Annotated in this window: 12 protein-coding genes; 6 read left to right on the top strand and 6 right to left on the bottom strand. The window is 68.1% G+C overall.

Annotated elements, in window-relative coordinates:
- Nucleotides 1–2: 2 nt before the first annotated feature.
- The gene (locus tag ABS73_RS07465) at nucleotides 3–1,418 is read right to left on the bottom strand and encodes an aminotransferase-like domain-containing protein (protein WP_277021674.1); all 1,416 of its coding nucleotides are present in this window, start codon (nucleotides 1,416–1,418) and stop codon (nucleotides 3–5) included.
- 247 nt (nucleotides 1,419–1,665) lie between these two features.
- Here ABS73_RS07465 and ABS73_RS07460 point away from each other — a divergent pair, with 247 nt between their 5' ends.
- Nucleotides 1,666–2,784, top strand: a complete 1,119-nt coding sequence (locus ABS73_RS07460; RefSeq protein WP_277021676.1) for a TRAP transporter substrate-binding protein — start codon at nucleotides 1,666–1,668, stop codon at nucleotides 2,782–2,784.
- A gap of 78 nt (nucleotides 2,785–2,862) precedes the next feature.
- On the opposite strand, the gene ABS73_RS07455 is transcribed toward ABS73_RS07460, so the two are convergent.
- The 5 genes from ABS73_RS07455 to cobU form a co-directional block, all read right to left on the bottom strand.
- Nucleotides 2,863–4,740: a TRAP transporter large permease gene (locus ABS73_RS07455; RefSeq protein WP_286693423.1), complete on the bottom strand. Its 1,878-nt coding sequence runs from the start codon at nucleotides 4,738–4,740 to the stop codon at nucleotides 2,863–2,865.
- Complete coding sequence (locus tag ABS73_RS07450) at nucleotides 4,737–5,366, bottom strand: TRAP transporter small permease subunit (protein WP_277021204.1); 630 nt, start codon at nucleotides 5,364–5,366, stop codon at nucleotides 4,737–4,739. The genes ABS73_RS07455 and ABS73_RS07450 overlap by 4 nt, the downstream gene beginning before the upstream one ends.
- A gap of 121 nt (nucleotides 5,367–5,487) precedes the next feature.
- Complete coding sequence (gene cobS, locus ABS73_RS07445) at nucleotides 5,488–6,210, bottom strand: adenosylcobinamide-GDP ribazoletransferase (protein WP_277021201.1); 723 nt, start codon at nucleotides 6,208–6,210, stop codon at nucleotides 5,488–5,490.
- Nucleotides 6,203–7,156 (bottom strand): nicotinate-nucleotide--dimethylbenzimidazole phosphoribosyltransferase, encoded by a 954-nt coding sequence (gene cobT, locus ABS73_RS07440; RefSeq protein ID WP_277021198.1) that lies wholly within the window; start codon nucleotides 7,154–7,156, stop codon nucleotides 6,203–6,205. The genes cobS and cobT overlap by 8 nt, the downstream gene beginning before the upstream one ends.
- Nucleotides 7,143–7,673 carry a bifunctional adenosylcobinamide kinase/adenosylcobinamide-phosphate guanylyltransferase gene (gene cobU, locus ABS73_RS07435; RefSeq protein ID WP_277021195.1) on the bottom strand — a complete coding sequence of 177 codons (531 nt, stop codon included), beginning with the start codon at nucleotides 7,671–7,673 and terminating at the stop codon, nucleotides 7,143–7,145. Before cobU ends, cobT begins: the two co-directional genes overlap by 14 nt.
- A 130-nt stretch (nucleotides 7,674–7,803) precedes the next feature.
- Here cobU and ABS73_RS07430 point away from each other — a divergent pair, with 130 nt between their 5' ends.
- The 5 genes from ABS73_RS07430 (at nucleotide 7,804) to ABS73_RS07410 (ending at nucleotide 13,477) form a co-directional block, all read left to right on the top strand.
- Nucleotides 7,804–9,405, top strand: a complete 1,602-nt coding sequence (locus ABS73_RS07430; RefSeq protein ID WP_277021192.1) for a peptide ABC transporter substrate-binding protein — start codon at nucleotides 7,804–7,806, stop codon at nucleotides 9,403–9,405.
- 85 nt (nucleotides 9,406–9,490) lie between these two features.
- Complete coding sequence (gene oppB / locus ABS73_RS07425) at nucleotides 9,491–10,414, top strand: oligopeptide ABC transporter permease OppB (RefSeq protein WP_136857579.1); 924 nt, start codon at nucleotides 9,491–9,493, stop codon at nucleotides 10,412–10,414.
- A 3-nt stretch (nucleotides 10,415–10,417) separates the two neighbouring features.
- Entirely contained in the window at nucleotides 10,418–11,344 is a 927-nt protein-coding gene (locus ABS73_RS07420) for an ABC transporter permease subunit (protein WP_277021187.1), read from the top strand.
- Between the two features lies 1 nt (nucleotide 11,345).
- Complete coding sequence (locus ABS73_RS07415) at nucleotides 11,346–12,458, top strand: oligopeptide/dipeptide ABC transporter ATP-binding protein (RefSeq protein WP_277021184.1); 1,113 nt, start codon at nucleotides 11,346–11,348, stop codon at nucleotides 12,456–12,458.
- A complete protein-coding gene (locus ABS73_RS07410; protein ID WP_277021182.1) occupies nucleotides 12,455–13,477 on the top strand; it encodes an oligopeptide/dipeptide ABC transporter ATP-binding protein in 1,023 nt (340 codons plus the stop codon). The genes ABS73_RS07415 and ABS73_RS07410 overlap by 4 nt, the downstream gene beginning before the upstream one ends.

Below are 13,477 nucleotides of genomic sequence, written 5' to 3'. Positions count from 1 at the left end.
TCTCAGTCCGGCCCCGCCATGGGGCCGGACCGGGCCATCCGGCCCAATCCGTCCAGCGCCGCCGCCAGCCGCGCCCGCGGCATCCGACAGTTCAGCGCGATGCGCACGCCCTGGACCGGCACCTGATCGGGGCCGCAGAAATCCGATGACGGGCGCACGATCACGCCCGCCACGGCCGCGCGCGCCACGAAATCGACCGCGTTCCACGGCGCGGGCAGCGGCAGCCAGACCATCGGCACGCCCGGCTGGCCGCGCATCCCCAGACCGTCAAGCGCCTCGCGCGCCAGGGCCAGGCGGTCATCGACCTGCTCTTTGACCGCGCGCGCGATCTGCGCCGCATCGCCGGACCGGATCAGCCGCGTGACCAGCCCGGTGATGGGCTGCGACAGGCCCATATGGCTGTGCTGGGCTGCGACACGGCCCGCCTGACCCATCCCCTCGGGGCAGATCAGGATGCCGAAACGCAGGCCGGCGGCGATGATCTTGGACAGGCTGCTGACATGCCAGACCCGCTCGGGCGCCAGCGCGCGCAGGCTGGGCGGGGCCTGCGGATCCGGGCTGGGGGCATAGCATTCATCCTCGATGATCTGGATGTCGTGGCGGCGCGCGACCGCGATGATCGCCGCGCGCCGTTCCGCCCCCATCGAGGCCAGCGTCGGGTTCTGCGCCGAGGGCGTCAGGCAAACCAGCCGCGCCCCCGATGCCCGCGCCACGCGGTCCAGATCCTCGGGGCGCATCCCCTGATCGTCCAGCGCCACCGGCAGGGTCTGCGCGCGCATCAGCCGCGCGGCATGGACGATGCCGGGATAGGTCAGCGCCTCGACCATGACCTGCGCGGGCTGGTCGGCCAGGCACAGCGCCATGACCAGCGTGATCGCGTGCTGGCCGCCATGGGTCAGCACCATGTCGCCGGTCGCCGCTGGTCCCACGCGCCGCACCGCCATCCAGTCCAGCGCTGCCGTCCGACAATCCTGATCGCGGCTGAGGGGCGTATAGTCCAGCACATCGGCGTCCAGATCATCCGCCAGCGCCGTCAGATGCCGCGCCAGGACCCGCGCCTGGCCGCAATCGGGCAGCTGCGGGATGCGCAGATCGGCGGGGCCCTGCTGGGACATCGGGTGATCCAGGCTCTCGTAGAGCAGCGGCTGCGGCACGGGCCTGCGGGCGGGCGGGGCCGCGACAAAGCTGCCGCGCCCGACATGGCTCTCGATCACGCCCTCGGCGGCGGCGACCTGATAGGCGCGCGCGACGGTGCCGGTCGTCACCTTAAGGCGCCAGGCCATGTCGCGCATCGGCGGCAGGCGCGTGCCCGGCGCCAGCAGCCCCGATCGCGCCGCCTCGCGCAGCGCATTGGCCAGCGCCCGGAACTTGGGGCCGGGCTGTCCGGACAGGTCTGGCTGCCATTCCTCGATCCGCATCTGGACCTCCTTGTGACCGGGCCGCCCGTTCCTGTTAATCCGCCGTTTTTGCGGGCACAATCGCTGCCGTGCGGTTCCGTGCCGCGACCGGCCGGCGGGGCTGAAAATAACTGCCGCCCAAGGTCTCTGGCCTCTCGACAGGCGGGAAAGCGGGGCTAAAGTATCACGCATGCAGGGGCGGGACGGAACGGGCCGAGGGGGCCCGCCGCCCCAAGCGGAGGGAGACAGAATGACCAAGACAACAGGCCTGGACCGGCGGTCCTTTATCACGCGTGCCTCCATCGGCGGTGCGGCGGCGGCGGCGGGCAGCGTGCTGGCGGCACCCGCCATCGCGCAGGAGGCCCCCCAGATCAACTGGCGCCTCGCCTCCAGCTTCCCCAAGTCGCTGGACACCATCTATGGCGGCGGCGAAGAGATCGCGCAGCGCCTGTCCGAGGCGACCGATGGCCGCTTCCAGATCCAGGTCTTCTCGGCCGGAGAGATCGTGCCGGGTCTGGACGCGATCAACGCGACGACCGACGGCACCGTCGAATGCTCGCATTCGGTGGGCTATTACAACTGGGGCAAGGACCCGGCTTTCGCCTGTGGCGCCGACCTGCCCTTCACCTTCTCGGCGCGCGCCAAGTCGGCCTACAACTATCAGGGCGGCGGCATCGACAATTACAACACGTTCCTGGAGCAGTATGACCTGGTCAGCTTTCCGGGCGGCAATACCGGCGTGCAGTTCGGCGGCTGGTATCGCAAGGAGATCAACACCCTGGCCGACCTGCAGGGCCTCAAGATGCGCATTTCCGGCCTGGCGGGCCGGGTCGTCGAAAAGCTGGGCGTCGTGCCGCAGCAGATCGCGGGCAGCGACATCTATCCCTCGCTGGAGCGTGGGACGATCGACGCGGCCGAATGGGTCGGCCCCTATGACGACAGCAAGCTGGGCTTCCAGAAGGTCGCGCCCTATTACTACTATCCCGGTTTCTGGGAGGGTGGCCCGACGGTCAGCTTCTTCGTGAACAAGGGCCAGTGGGACGCGCTGCCCGACAGCTACAAGTCGCTGTTCCGCACCTGCGCGCAGGCCGTCGACCAGAACATGCTGGCGAAATACGACTATCTGAACCCCACCGCCCTCAAGGAGCTGGTCGGCACCGGCGCGCAGCTGCGCTCGTTCAGCGAGGAGATCCTGACCGCGTCCTTTGCCGCCGCCAACGAGGTCTATGCCGAGGTCTCGGCCGAGAACGAGGCGTTCAGGACGCAATACGAGGCGATGCTGCAGTTCCGCGACGACTGGTATCTGTATCAGCAGACCGCCGAATACACCTTTGATACGTTCATGATGATCCAGCAGCGCAACGGCGCCCTGGCGCAGAACGGCTGATCACGGCTTGCGACTGAAAACAGCCGCCGCGCAGATCCTGCGCGGCGGCTTCTCCGTGCCGGTCCGGGTTCGGGGCCGTCAGTTGCCCGACAGACCCGGAGGCGGCCCGCCAAAGCCCAGGCCCAGCCCGCCCGACGGAGCTGACTGGGCTGGTGTTTCCGGTGCCGATGTTTGCGGTGCCGGGGCGTCCGATGCAGGCGTCGCCGGTTCCGGGGTGGCAGGCGCGTCTGCCCCGCCCGCAGGCTGCTGCCCAAAGGGCGATCCGCCCAGACCGCCGAGCGTTCCAAAGCCCGAGCCGCCCGGTGCGGGGGCGGTCGCCCCCCCGCCAAGGCCGCCGCCCAGTCCTCCGCCACCCATCGGGATCTCGATCCGGATGTTCGAGGTATCGACCGTCGGCCCCTTGTAATGCATCACCATTCCGGGGAACGTGATCACTGCCGCAATCATCAGCATCTGCAGCCCGACAAAGGGCACCGCGCCGCGATAGATGTTTATCGTGGTGATCGGGTCCATCATCAGCCCGGTGATCTTGTCGCGATAGGACCGTCGTGGCGCCACCGACCGCAGATAGAACAGCGCGAACCCCACAGGCGGCGTCAGGAACGAGGTTTGCATGGTCACCGCCAGGATCACCCCGAACCAGACCAGGTCGATCCCCAGCACGTTCGCCGCCGGGATCAGCAGCGGCACAATGACAAAGGCCAGCTCGAAGAAGTCCAGGAAAAAGCCCAGCACGAAGATGATCGTGCAGGACACCACCAGGAACCCAAGCGCCCCGCCCGGCAGCGCGGTCAGCAGATCGCGCACCCAGACATGGCCGTTCACCGAATAATAGGTCAGCGAGAACACCGTCGCGCCGATCAGGATGAACATAACGAAGGCCGACAGCTTGACCGTCGACAGCAGGGCCTGGTTCAGCACCTCGAAGGACAGCCGCCCCTTGATGGCCGACAGGACCAGCGCGCCGACCGCGCCCATCGCGCCGCCTTCGGTGGGCGTGGCGATGCCCAGAAAGATCGTGCCCAGCACCAGGAACACCAGTGCCAGCGGCGGGATCATCACGATGATCACCTGCCGCGTCATCAGCGACAGCAGGTTCAGCCCCAGGGCCCGGTCCACCAGCGCCAGCACCAGCAGCACCACGACTGCCAGCGTCGCGGCCCAGATGGAGGCGTTGGCGACGCCGCCGCCCTCCATCATGCGGCCGCCCAGCACATAGACGCCGACCGCCAGCGCCAGCACGGCGACCAGCGACCAGCCGCCCGACCCCAGGCTGCGGGCCTCCAGCGGCAGGGCGGGCATCGCCTTGGGGCGCAGGACCGACAGGATCAGTACATAGGCGATATAGACCGCCACCAGCGCCAGCGCGGGCACCATCGCGGCGCGGTACATGTCGCCCACCGAGCGGCCCAGCTGGTCGGCCAGCACGATCAGCACCAGCGAGGGCGGGATGATCTGCGCCAGCGTCCCCGAGGCCGCGATGACGCCGGTCGACAGGCTTTTATCATAGCCATAGCGCATCATGATCGGCAGCGAGATCAGCCCCATCGAGATGACCGAGGCCGCCACGACCCCCGTCGTCGCCGCCAGCAGCGCGCCGACCAGGATGACCGCATAGGCCAGGCCCCCTCGCACCGGGCCGAACAGCTGGCCGATGGTCTCGAGCAGCTCCTCGGCCATGCGCGAGCGTTCGAGCACGATGCCCATCAGCGTGAAGAACGGGATGGCCAGCAGCGTGTCGTTGCGCATGACCCCGAACACCCGGTCGCCAAGCGCACCCAGCAGGTTCCAGCCCAGGTTCACCTGGTCCGACAGCGGCGTCAGGAACACCCCGAAGAAAAAGAACAGCAGCCCATTGGCCGCCAGCGCGAAGGCGATCGGATAGCCGAACAGCAGAAACGCCACCATCGAGAAGAACATGATGGGGGCCAGGTTGTGGGCGATAAGGTCGATCACGCGCGGTTCTCCGGGTCTGCGGGCCGGGCGGCGGCCTCTTGGTCCTGCGTCAGGCCCGCGGTCATGAGGCCGGCCTCCTTGAGGCCCGCCTCGTGGGGGCCCTCGTGGTGATGGGAGTCGGGGATGATGCCGCGCATGACGGCGATCTTCTTGATCAGCTCGGAGATGCCCTGCGCGAACAACAGGCCAAAGCCCAGCACCAGGATGCCCCGCGCGGGCCACAGCGCCAGCCCGCCCGCGTTCATCGAGACCTCTCCGTTGAACCAGCTGCGCGTGAAGGCGGGCCAGGTCAGCCACAGCATGATCGCGGTGAAGGGCAGCAGGAAGAACACCGTGCCGATCACGTCGATCCAATGCTGGGCGCGGCGCGACCAGCGGCCATAGATGACGTCGATGCGGATGTGCTCGTTCTCCAGCAGCGTCCAGGCCGAGGCCAGCATGAAGGCGCCGCCGAACAGATACCACTGCGCCTCCAGCCAGGCGTTCGACGACAGGCTGAACAGCTTGCGCGAGATGGCGTTGATCGCGCTGACCAGGATGGCCAGCAGGATCAGCCAGGCGACGCTGCGTCCGATGACGGTGGTGACGCGGTCGATGCCGCGCGACAGGGCCAACAGGCCACCCATGATGTGTTCCTCCCTCAAGGCCCGCCCGTTCATGGGCGGCGTTCCGGTTGACCCGGGTCTTCTGGTTGGCAGGATATGCTGCAAGCGCCCCGCGGCGGTCAAGTTTTTCCCGACGCTGACCCTAGGTCAAGGCGGCCATGCCCACCAGTGCCGCCGTTTCCGCCAGAAGGACCGACGCGCCCAGCACATCGCCCGTCTGTCCCCCCAGCAACCGGCAGGCCCGGCGCGACACCGCCACGACCGACAGCCCGGCCAGCGCCATGGCCAGCACCGCCCCCCACGGCCCCGGCGCGCAGACCAGCAGCGCCACAGCCCCGGTCAGCGCCGCGACCGCGACGGCGCGGCGCGACGGCCGCCCCGCCCCCTGCCCCAGCCCGTCGTCCCGCGCCGCAGGCAGGGCGCGCATCAGCATCACGGGCGCCACCCGCCCCGCAGCCATCGCGCCGATCAGCGCCAGCGGCCCCAGGCCCGCCAGCGCCGCGACCCGCACCAGACCCACGGCCAACAGGGCCGCCGCGCCATAGCTGCCGATGGTCGAATCGCGCATGATGCGCAGCCGGTCGGCCCGGTCGCGTCCGCCGCCCGCATCGGCGAAATCGGCCAGCGCGTCCTCGTGCAGCGCGCCGGTCAGCCAGATCGCGCCCGCCACCGTCAGCGCGGCGGGCAGCAGCCCCGGCCCCATGATCCACAGCGGCAGCCCCGCCAGCGCACCCACGACCAGCCCCGCCAGCGGAAAGGCCCAGGCCGCCTGCGACAGAGGCACGACACGCGCAGGCAGAAACCGCCCAAGCGGCAGCCGCGTCAGGAACACCAGCGCCAGGATCAGCTGCTGCGGTCTAGACAAGCCCGGCCTCGGCGAAGGTCGCCATGCCGTTATGGCACTCCAGCGCCGCGCGCAGCACCAGAAGCGCCACGGCAGCCCCCGACCCCTCGCCCAAGCGCATGTCCAGCGACAGGACCGGCGGCATGCCAAGCGCCGCGATCAGGCGGCGGTGGCCCGGCTCCGCGCTTTCATGGCCGATCAGGCAATGGGCCAGCACATCCGGGTCGTCGCAGGTCAGCACCCCCGCCGCCGCCGTGCAGATGAAGCCGTCCAGGATCACCGGAATGCGCAGGTCGCGCGCCCGCAGGATGGCCCCGCAGATCGCCGCCTGTTCGCGCCCGCCGAATGCCGCCAGCGTGTCGCGGGTGCCCGTGACGGCATGGCGGGCCAGCCCCTCGGTCACGACGCGGACCTTGGCGGCCAGCATGTCGCCATGCGCGCCGGTGCCTGGGCCGACCCAATCCTCGGCCCGACCGCCGAAGCACGCCGCCGCCAGCGCCGCCGAAACGGTGGAATTGCCGATCCCCATCTCTCCCAGCAGCAGGACCTGCGCCTGAGGGTCCACAGCGTTGGCGCCACGCGCCATCGCCTCGGCGACCTCGGCCATGGTCATCGCGGGGCCTTGGGTGAAATCGGCGGTGGGCCGGTCCAGATCCAGCGCGACGACGCCCAGATCGGCGCCCGCCACGCGGCACAGCTGGTTGATCGCCGCGCCGCCCGCGTCGAAATTCGCGACCATTCCCGCCGTCACCGCGGGCGGAAAGGGCGTGATGCCCTGCGCCGTGACCCCGTGATTGCCCGCAAAGACCAGCGCCTGCACGCGGTCCAGCCGGGGGCGGTCGGTGCCCTGCCAGCCCGCCATGAACACGGCCAGATCCTCCAGCCGGCCAAGCGATCCGGGCGGCTTGGTCAGCTGGGCCTGACGCGCGGCGGCGGCATCGGCGGCGGTCTGGTCAAATCGGGTCATCGGGATTCTCGCCAAAGGGTTTCAGCCGCAGCGGCATCCCGCTGACGGCCATCCAGACCTGGTCCGCGGCCTGGGCAACGGCCTGGTTCATGCGTCCGTGATCGTCGCGGAACCGCCGCGCCAGGGCATTGTCGGGCACGATGCCCTGGCCCAGTTCATTCGTGACCAGCACAACAGGACAGGATTGCTGACGTAACGTCACGACCAATGCGCCAATATCCGCCGAGCCCATGCAGTTCGACATCCACAGCGTCAGGCAATCGACCAGCCGGGCCCCCTGCCCGTCGCTGGCCCGCAGCGCGCCGCACAGATCCACAGGCTCCTCTATGGTGCGCCAGCCGGGGCCGCGATCCTGCTGATGTTGTGCGATTCTTTCGCCCATCTCGCCGTCGCGGGCCTCGGCCGTGGCGATATAGATCCGGGGCATCGCATGGCGCAGCACCAGCCGCTCGGCCAGGGCCGACTTGCCCGACCGCGCGCCGCCGGTCACTAGGGTGATCTGTCCGCGTTCCGTCATGCGCGCCTGTTTTCCACAGCCCGCGCGGCTTGGAAAGCCGCAAACGCCGCTTGCCCATGTCTGCACTTTCAATAAACGTCACCCCATTCCCGTGCCCGAAGACACCGACACACAACTTGGAGGAGTTGGGATGACCAAGCTTTTCGCAACCACTGCCCTGCTGACCGCCCTGGCGATGCCCGCATTCGCCGTCCAGCCCGCCGAGGGCGAGACCCTGGCCGAGAACCAGACCTATACCTATTGGCTGCTGGACGCGATCAAGTCGCTGGACCCGGCGCTGAACACCGATGTCGAGGGTTCGGACGCGCTGCGGTCGCTGTTCGAGGGCCTGATGACCGAGAGCGCCACCGGCGAAATGATCCCCGGCATGGCCGAGAGCCATGAGGTCAGCGACGACGGCCTGACCTATACCTTCACCCTGCGCGAGGCGACCTGGTCCAACGGCGATCCGGTCACCGCCGATGATTTCGTCTTTGCCTGGCAGCGCGTCGTCACGCCCGAGACCGCGTCCGAATACGCCTGGTACATCGAGCTGATGAACATCGACAACGCAACCGCGATCATCGCGGGCGAGATGACGCCCGACCAGCTGGGCGTCGCGGCGCTGGACGATCGGACGCTGCAGGTGACGCTGTCCGCGCCCACGCCCTATTTCCTGAACACCCTGTCGCATGCCACGACCTATCCCGTGCCCCGCGCGGTGGTCGAAGAGCACGGCCAGGCCTGGACCCAGCCCGCCAACATCGTCGGCAACGGCGCCTATACGCTGGCCAGCCACAATCTGGGCGTCGAGATCGTGTTCCAGAAGAACCCGGCCTATTGGGACGCCGAGAATGTGGTGATGGAGACCGTCCGCGGCGTCACCGTGAACGATACCAACGTGGCCCTGACCCGCTATCAGGCCGGAGAGCTGGACCGCGTGCAGATCCCCGCGGGCCAGTTCCCGCGCCTGTCCGAACAGTTCCCCGACCAGGCCGTCTCGGTGCCGCAGGGCTGCAGCTATGCCTATGTGCTGAACCTGGGCGAGACCGGCCCCGAGGCGCTCAAGGATCAGCGCGTCCGCGAGGCCATGGCCCTGTCGCTGAACCGCGAGGTGATCGTGGACCAGGTCCTGCAGGGCGGCCAGCGCGCGGCCTATAGCTGGACCCACTGGGCCATCGACGGCTTTGCAGCGCCCGAGGGCGGCATGCAGGACATGCCGATGGACCAGCGCCTGGAGCGCGCCCGCGAATTGCTGGCCGAGGCCGGATACGGCCCCGACAACCCGGTCCGCCTGCAGCTGCAGTACAACACCGACGAAAGCCACCGCCTGCTGGCCATCGCGGCCCAGCAGTTCTGGCGCCCCCTGGGCATCCAGGTCGAGCTGAACAACGTCGAATGGGCCGTCCATACCGACCGCCTGCAGTCGGGCAACTTCGAGGTCGCGCGCTATGCCTGGTGCGCCGACTATAACGAGGCGTCGACCTTCCTGGACTGGTTCCGCACCGACGGATACAACAGCGGCAAGTGGTCGAATGCCGAATACGACCAGCTGCTGGCCGATGCCCGCACCGCCGAGGACACCGCGCCCCTGTACCAGCGCGCCGAGGAGATCCTGGCCGAGGAGGTTCCCGCCGTCTTCGTCTATCACTATGCAAAGGTCGACATGATCAACCCGGCGATCAAGGGCCTGCCCCGCGAGAACCTGTTGAACACCTGGTATGCCAAGGACCTGTATCGCGTCGCTGAATAAGCTGCGATCATGACCGGGGGCCGGGGTGGCGAAGGCCGCCCCGGCCCTGCCTGTTTCACCCATCCCGCAGGGAAGGCTCCTCGCGATGTTCGCATTCATCCTGCGACGGCTGGCGGTGGCGATACCCACGCTGCTGCTGCTGATCGTCTTTTCCTTCGTCCTGATGCATCTGGCACCGGGCGGCCCCTTCACCGGCGAACGCGCCCTGCCCCCGCAGGTGCTGGCCAACCTGGAGGCGCAATACGGGCTGAACGACCCGCTGTGGCTGCAGATCTGGAACTATCTGGTCAGCGTCGTGATCCATTTCGATTTCGGGCCCAGCTTCGTCTATCCCGACCGGACGGTGAACCAGCTGATCGCCAACGGCTTTCCGGTGACGCTGACCTATGGCGGGCTGTCCTTTCTGGCGGCGGTGATCCTGGGGGTGTCCCTGGGCGTGGTGGCGGCGATCTGGCACAACAGCTGGGTCGATTACCTGGCCGTGGGCATCTCGATCGGCGCGCAGGTCCTGCCCAATTTCGTGATGGCGCCGCTGTTGGTGCTGGTCTTCACGCTGTGGTATCGCTGGCTGCCGGGCGGGGGCTGGTCGTTCAACGATCCCAGCTTCTGGGTGATGCCGGTGATCGCGCTGTCGACCAGCTATATGGCGTCCATCGCGCGCATCACCCGGTCGTCGATGCTGGAGGTGCTGGGCTCGAACCACATCCGCACCGCGCGGGCCAAGGGGATGCCCGAACACCGGGTGATCATCCGCCACGCGCTGAAACCCGCGATGCTGCCGGTGATCAGCTATCTGGGGCCGGTCTTCGTGTCGATGATCACCGGGTCGGTGGTGATCGACATCTATTTCTCGACCGGGGGCATCGGCAAGGCCTTCGTGGACAGCGCGCTGAACCGCGACTATGCCGTGATGATGGGCGTCACCATCCTGGTGGGCGCGCTGACCATCCTCTTCAACCTCATCGTCGACGTGCTTTACGCATGGATCGACCCCAAGATCAGGTACTAGGTCATGGTCATCGATCAATCCAAGATGCAGTCGCTGGCCGACCGCTTTGTCGAGGCCGATGTCAAGGGCCGCAGCCCCTGGGCCGACGCCCGGCGCCGCTTCGTGCGCAACCGGGCCGCGATGCTGGGCCTGGCGATCCTGGTCCTGGTGTCGCTATTCGCGGTGATCGGCGGCCAGTTCGCGCAATGGTCCAATGAGGAGCTGGATTTCAGCGTCATGGGCCAAGTCGCCCAGATGGGCCAGCCCTCGCTGGAAAACGGTCATTACTTCGGCACCGACAATCTGGGCCGCGACCTTTATGCCCGCGTCGTGCAGGGCACCCAGATCAGCCTGATGGTGGGCATCGTGGGCGCGGCCATCGCGGTCATCGTCGGCACACTGTACGGCGCCACTGCGGGCTATGTCGGCGGGCGCACCGACCAGATCATGATGCGCACCGTCGATATCCTGATGTCGATCCCCTACATGTTCGTGCTGATCCTGCTGCTGGTGATGTTCGGGCGGTCCATGTCGATGCTGTTTCTGGGCATCGGCCTTATCAGTTGGCTGGACATGAGCCGAATCGTTCGCGGCCAGACGCTTAGCCTGAAGAACCGCGAATTCATCGAGGCCGCGCGCGCGACCGGCGTGTCGTCGTTCCGCATCATCATCCGCCACATCGTCCCGAACCTTCTGGGCGTGGTCGCGGTCTATGCGACGCTGCTGGTGCCGCTGATGATCCTGACCGAAAGCTTCATCAGCTTTCTGGGTCTGGGCGTGCAGGAACCCCTGACCTCCTGGGGCGCGCTGATCTCCGAGGGCGCGGGCACGATGAACTATGGCACGCTGTGGCAGCTGGCCTTTCCGCTGTTCTTCTTCGTGATCACGCTGTTCGGCTTCTTCTTCGTGGGCGACGGCCTGCGCGACGCCCTCGACCCCAAGGAGCGGTAGGATGACCCTTCTGACCCTGACCGACCTGTCGGTCCGCTTTCAGACCAACGACGCCGAGGTGCGCGCCGTCAACGACGTCAACCTGTCCGTCGCCGCGGGCGAGACCTTGGGCATCGTCGGCGAATCCGGCAGCGGCAAGTCGCAGCTGTCCTTCGCCATCATGGGCCTGCTGGCGCGCAACGGCCGCGCCAGTGGCAGCGTGATGTTCGACGGGCAAGAGATCCTGAACGCCCCCGTCAAGGTGCTGAACCGCATCCGGGCCGAACAGATCGCGATGATCTTTCAGGACCCGATGACGTCGCTGAACCCATATATGCGGGTGGCCGACCAGATGGCCGAGGTCCTGACCCTGCACAAGGGCCTGTCCAAACGCGACGCCGTGACGGAATCCGTGCGCATGCTGGATGCCGTCCGCATCCCCGATGCCAAGGGGCGCATCCGCCTGTTCCCGCATGAATTTTCGGGCGGCATGCGGCAGCGGGTGATGATCGCCATGGCGCTGCTGTGCCGCCCCAAGCTGCTGATCGCGGATGAGCCGACGACCGCGCTGGACGTGACGGTCCAGGCGCAGATCATGGCGCTGCTGTCGGACTTACAGCGCGATTTCGGCATGGCGATGATCCTGATCACCCATGACCTGGGTGTCGTCGCGGGGTCCTGCGAACGCGTCGCGGTGATGTATGGCGGCCGCATCCGGGAAACCGGCCCGGTGCGCCCGATCTTTGCCGACCCCACGCATCCCTATACGCAGGGTCTGCTGGACGCGATTCCGCGCGTCGATCAGGACGATGAGGAGCTGCGCGCCATCCCCGGCCAGCCCCCGAACATGAGCCGCCCGCCCTCGGGCTGCGCGTTCGAGCCGCGCTGCCCCTATCGCCGAGAGGGTTGCGCCAGCATCGATCCCCCGCTGGAGGCATTCGCCCCCGGCCGCGCCCGCGCCTGTCACGCCCCCGTGGCCGAGGTCGCGGCCCGCCACATGCGCGCCGACCCGCAGCCCGATCTGGTGGCCGCGGGCGAGGCGCTGCCCCACGACGACACCCTGCCCAAGGGCGCCGTCGCCGGTGCCGGTGCGGCCGGCGCCACCCAGACCCCCGGATCGGAGGCCAAGCCATGAGTGATCTTCTGAGTGTGCGCGACCTGCGCGTGACCTTTCAGCTCCGGCGCGAGGGCGCGATGCCTTGGGCCGCGCCCCAGCCCCTGCGGGCCGTCAACGGTGTCGATTTCGCCCTGGCGCCGGGGGAAACCCTGGGCGTGGTGGGCGAATCCGGCTGCGGAAAGTCGACGCTGGCCCGCGCGCTGATCGGGCTGGTCCCGGCCACCGGACAGGCGGAATGGATCGACGGCAAGGACCTGCTGGCGCTGACGCCGCGGCAAATGATGGCCTATCGCCAGGACATCCAGATGGTGTTCCAGGACCCGCTGGCCAGCCTGAACCCGCGCATGACCGTGGGCCAGATCATCGCCGAACCCCTGACCACCCATCGCCCCGACCTGCCCCGCGCCCAGGTGCGCGACCGGGTCAAGGCGATGATGGACAAGGTCGGCCTGCTGCCCAACCAGATCAACCGCTATCCCCATGAATTCAGCGGCGGTCAGTGCCAGCGCATCGGCATCGCCCGCGCCCTGATCGTGGAGCCCAAGCTGATCATCTGCGACGAACCCGTCTCCGCTCTGGACGTGTCGATCCAGGCGCAGGTGATCAACCTGCTGATCCGCCTGCAAAAGGATCTGGGGCTGGCGCTGATCTTCATCGCCCATGACCTGTCGGTGGTGAAACATATCAGCGACCGGGTGATGGTCCTCTATCTGGGCAAGGTGATGGAGACGGGGCCGGTCCAGGCGCTGTATTCAAACCCCCAGCACCCCTATACGCAGGCGCTGCTGTCCGCCGTACCGGTCCCCGACCCCACGATCGAGACCGCCAAGACCATCGTGCCGCTGGCGGGGGACCTGCCCTCGCCCATGAACCCGCCTTCGGGCTGCGTGTTCCGCACGCGATGCCCCCGCGCGCGGGCGGAATGCGCGGCATCGGTGCCGGTGCTGACGGTGGGCGATCATCAGGTCGCCTGCCATTTCCCCGGCCCCCTGACGGACGCGGAAATAGCCCACGCCCGCCGCACCGAGGCCGCCTGA

Origin of the sequence: Paracoccus sp. SCN 68-21, assembly GCF_001724535.1 — a bacterium.
Lineage (GTDB): Bacteria > Pseudomonadota > Alphaproteobacteria > Rhodobacterales > Rhodobacteraceae > Paracoccus > Paracoccus hibiscisoli.
This window is presented reverse-complemented; position numbering and strand designations above follow the sequence as displayed.

What these genes read in the sequence shown, in the direction of transcription:
- ABS73_RS07465 (WP_277021674.1), bottom strand. Translation starts at nt 1,418, where the DNA reads ATGCGGATCGAGGAATGGCAGCCAGACCTGTCCGGACAGCCCGGCCCC.
- ABS73_RS07450 (WP_277021204.1), bottom strand. Translation starts at nt 5,366, where the DNA reads ATGGGTGGCCTGTTGGCCCTGTCGCGCGGCATCGACCGCGTCACCACC.
- cobT (WP_277021198.1), bottom strand. Translation starts at nt 7,156, where the DNA reads ATGACCCGATTTGACCAGACCGCCGCCGATGCCGCCGCCGCGCGTCAG.
- cobU (WP_277021195.1), bottom strand. Translation starts at nt 7,673, where the DNA reads ATGACGGAACGCGGACAGATCACCCTAGTGACCGGCGGCGCGCGGTCG.
- ABS73_RS07430 (WP_277021192.1), top strand. Translation starts at nt 7,804, where the DNA reads ATGACCAAGCTTTTCGCAACCACTGCCCTGCTGACCGCCCTGGCGATG.
- oppB (WP_136857579.1), top strand. Translation starts at nt 9,491, where the DNA reads ATGTTCGCATTCATCCTGCGACGGCTGGCGGTGGCGATACCCACGCTG.
- ABS73_RS07420 (WP_277021187.1), top strand. Translation starts at nt 10,418, where the DNA reads ATGGTCATCGATCAATCCAAGATGCAGTCGCTGGCCGACCGCTTTGTC.
- ABS73_RS07415 (WP_277021184.1), top strand. Translation starts at nt 11,346, where the DNA reads ATGACCCTTCTGACCCTGACCGACCTGTCGGTCCGCTTTCAGACCAAC.
- ABS73_RS07410 (WP_277021182.1), top strand. Translation starts at nt 12,455, where the DNA reads ATGAGTGATCTTCTGAGTGTGCGCGACCTGCGCGTGACCTTTCAGCTC.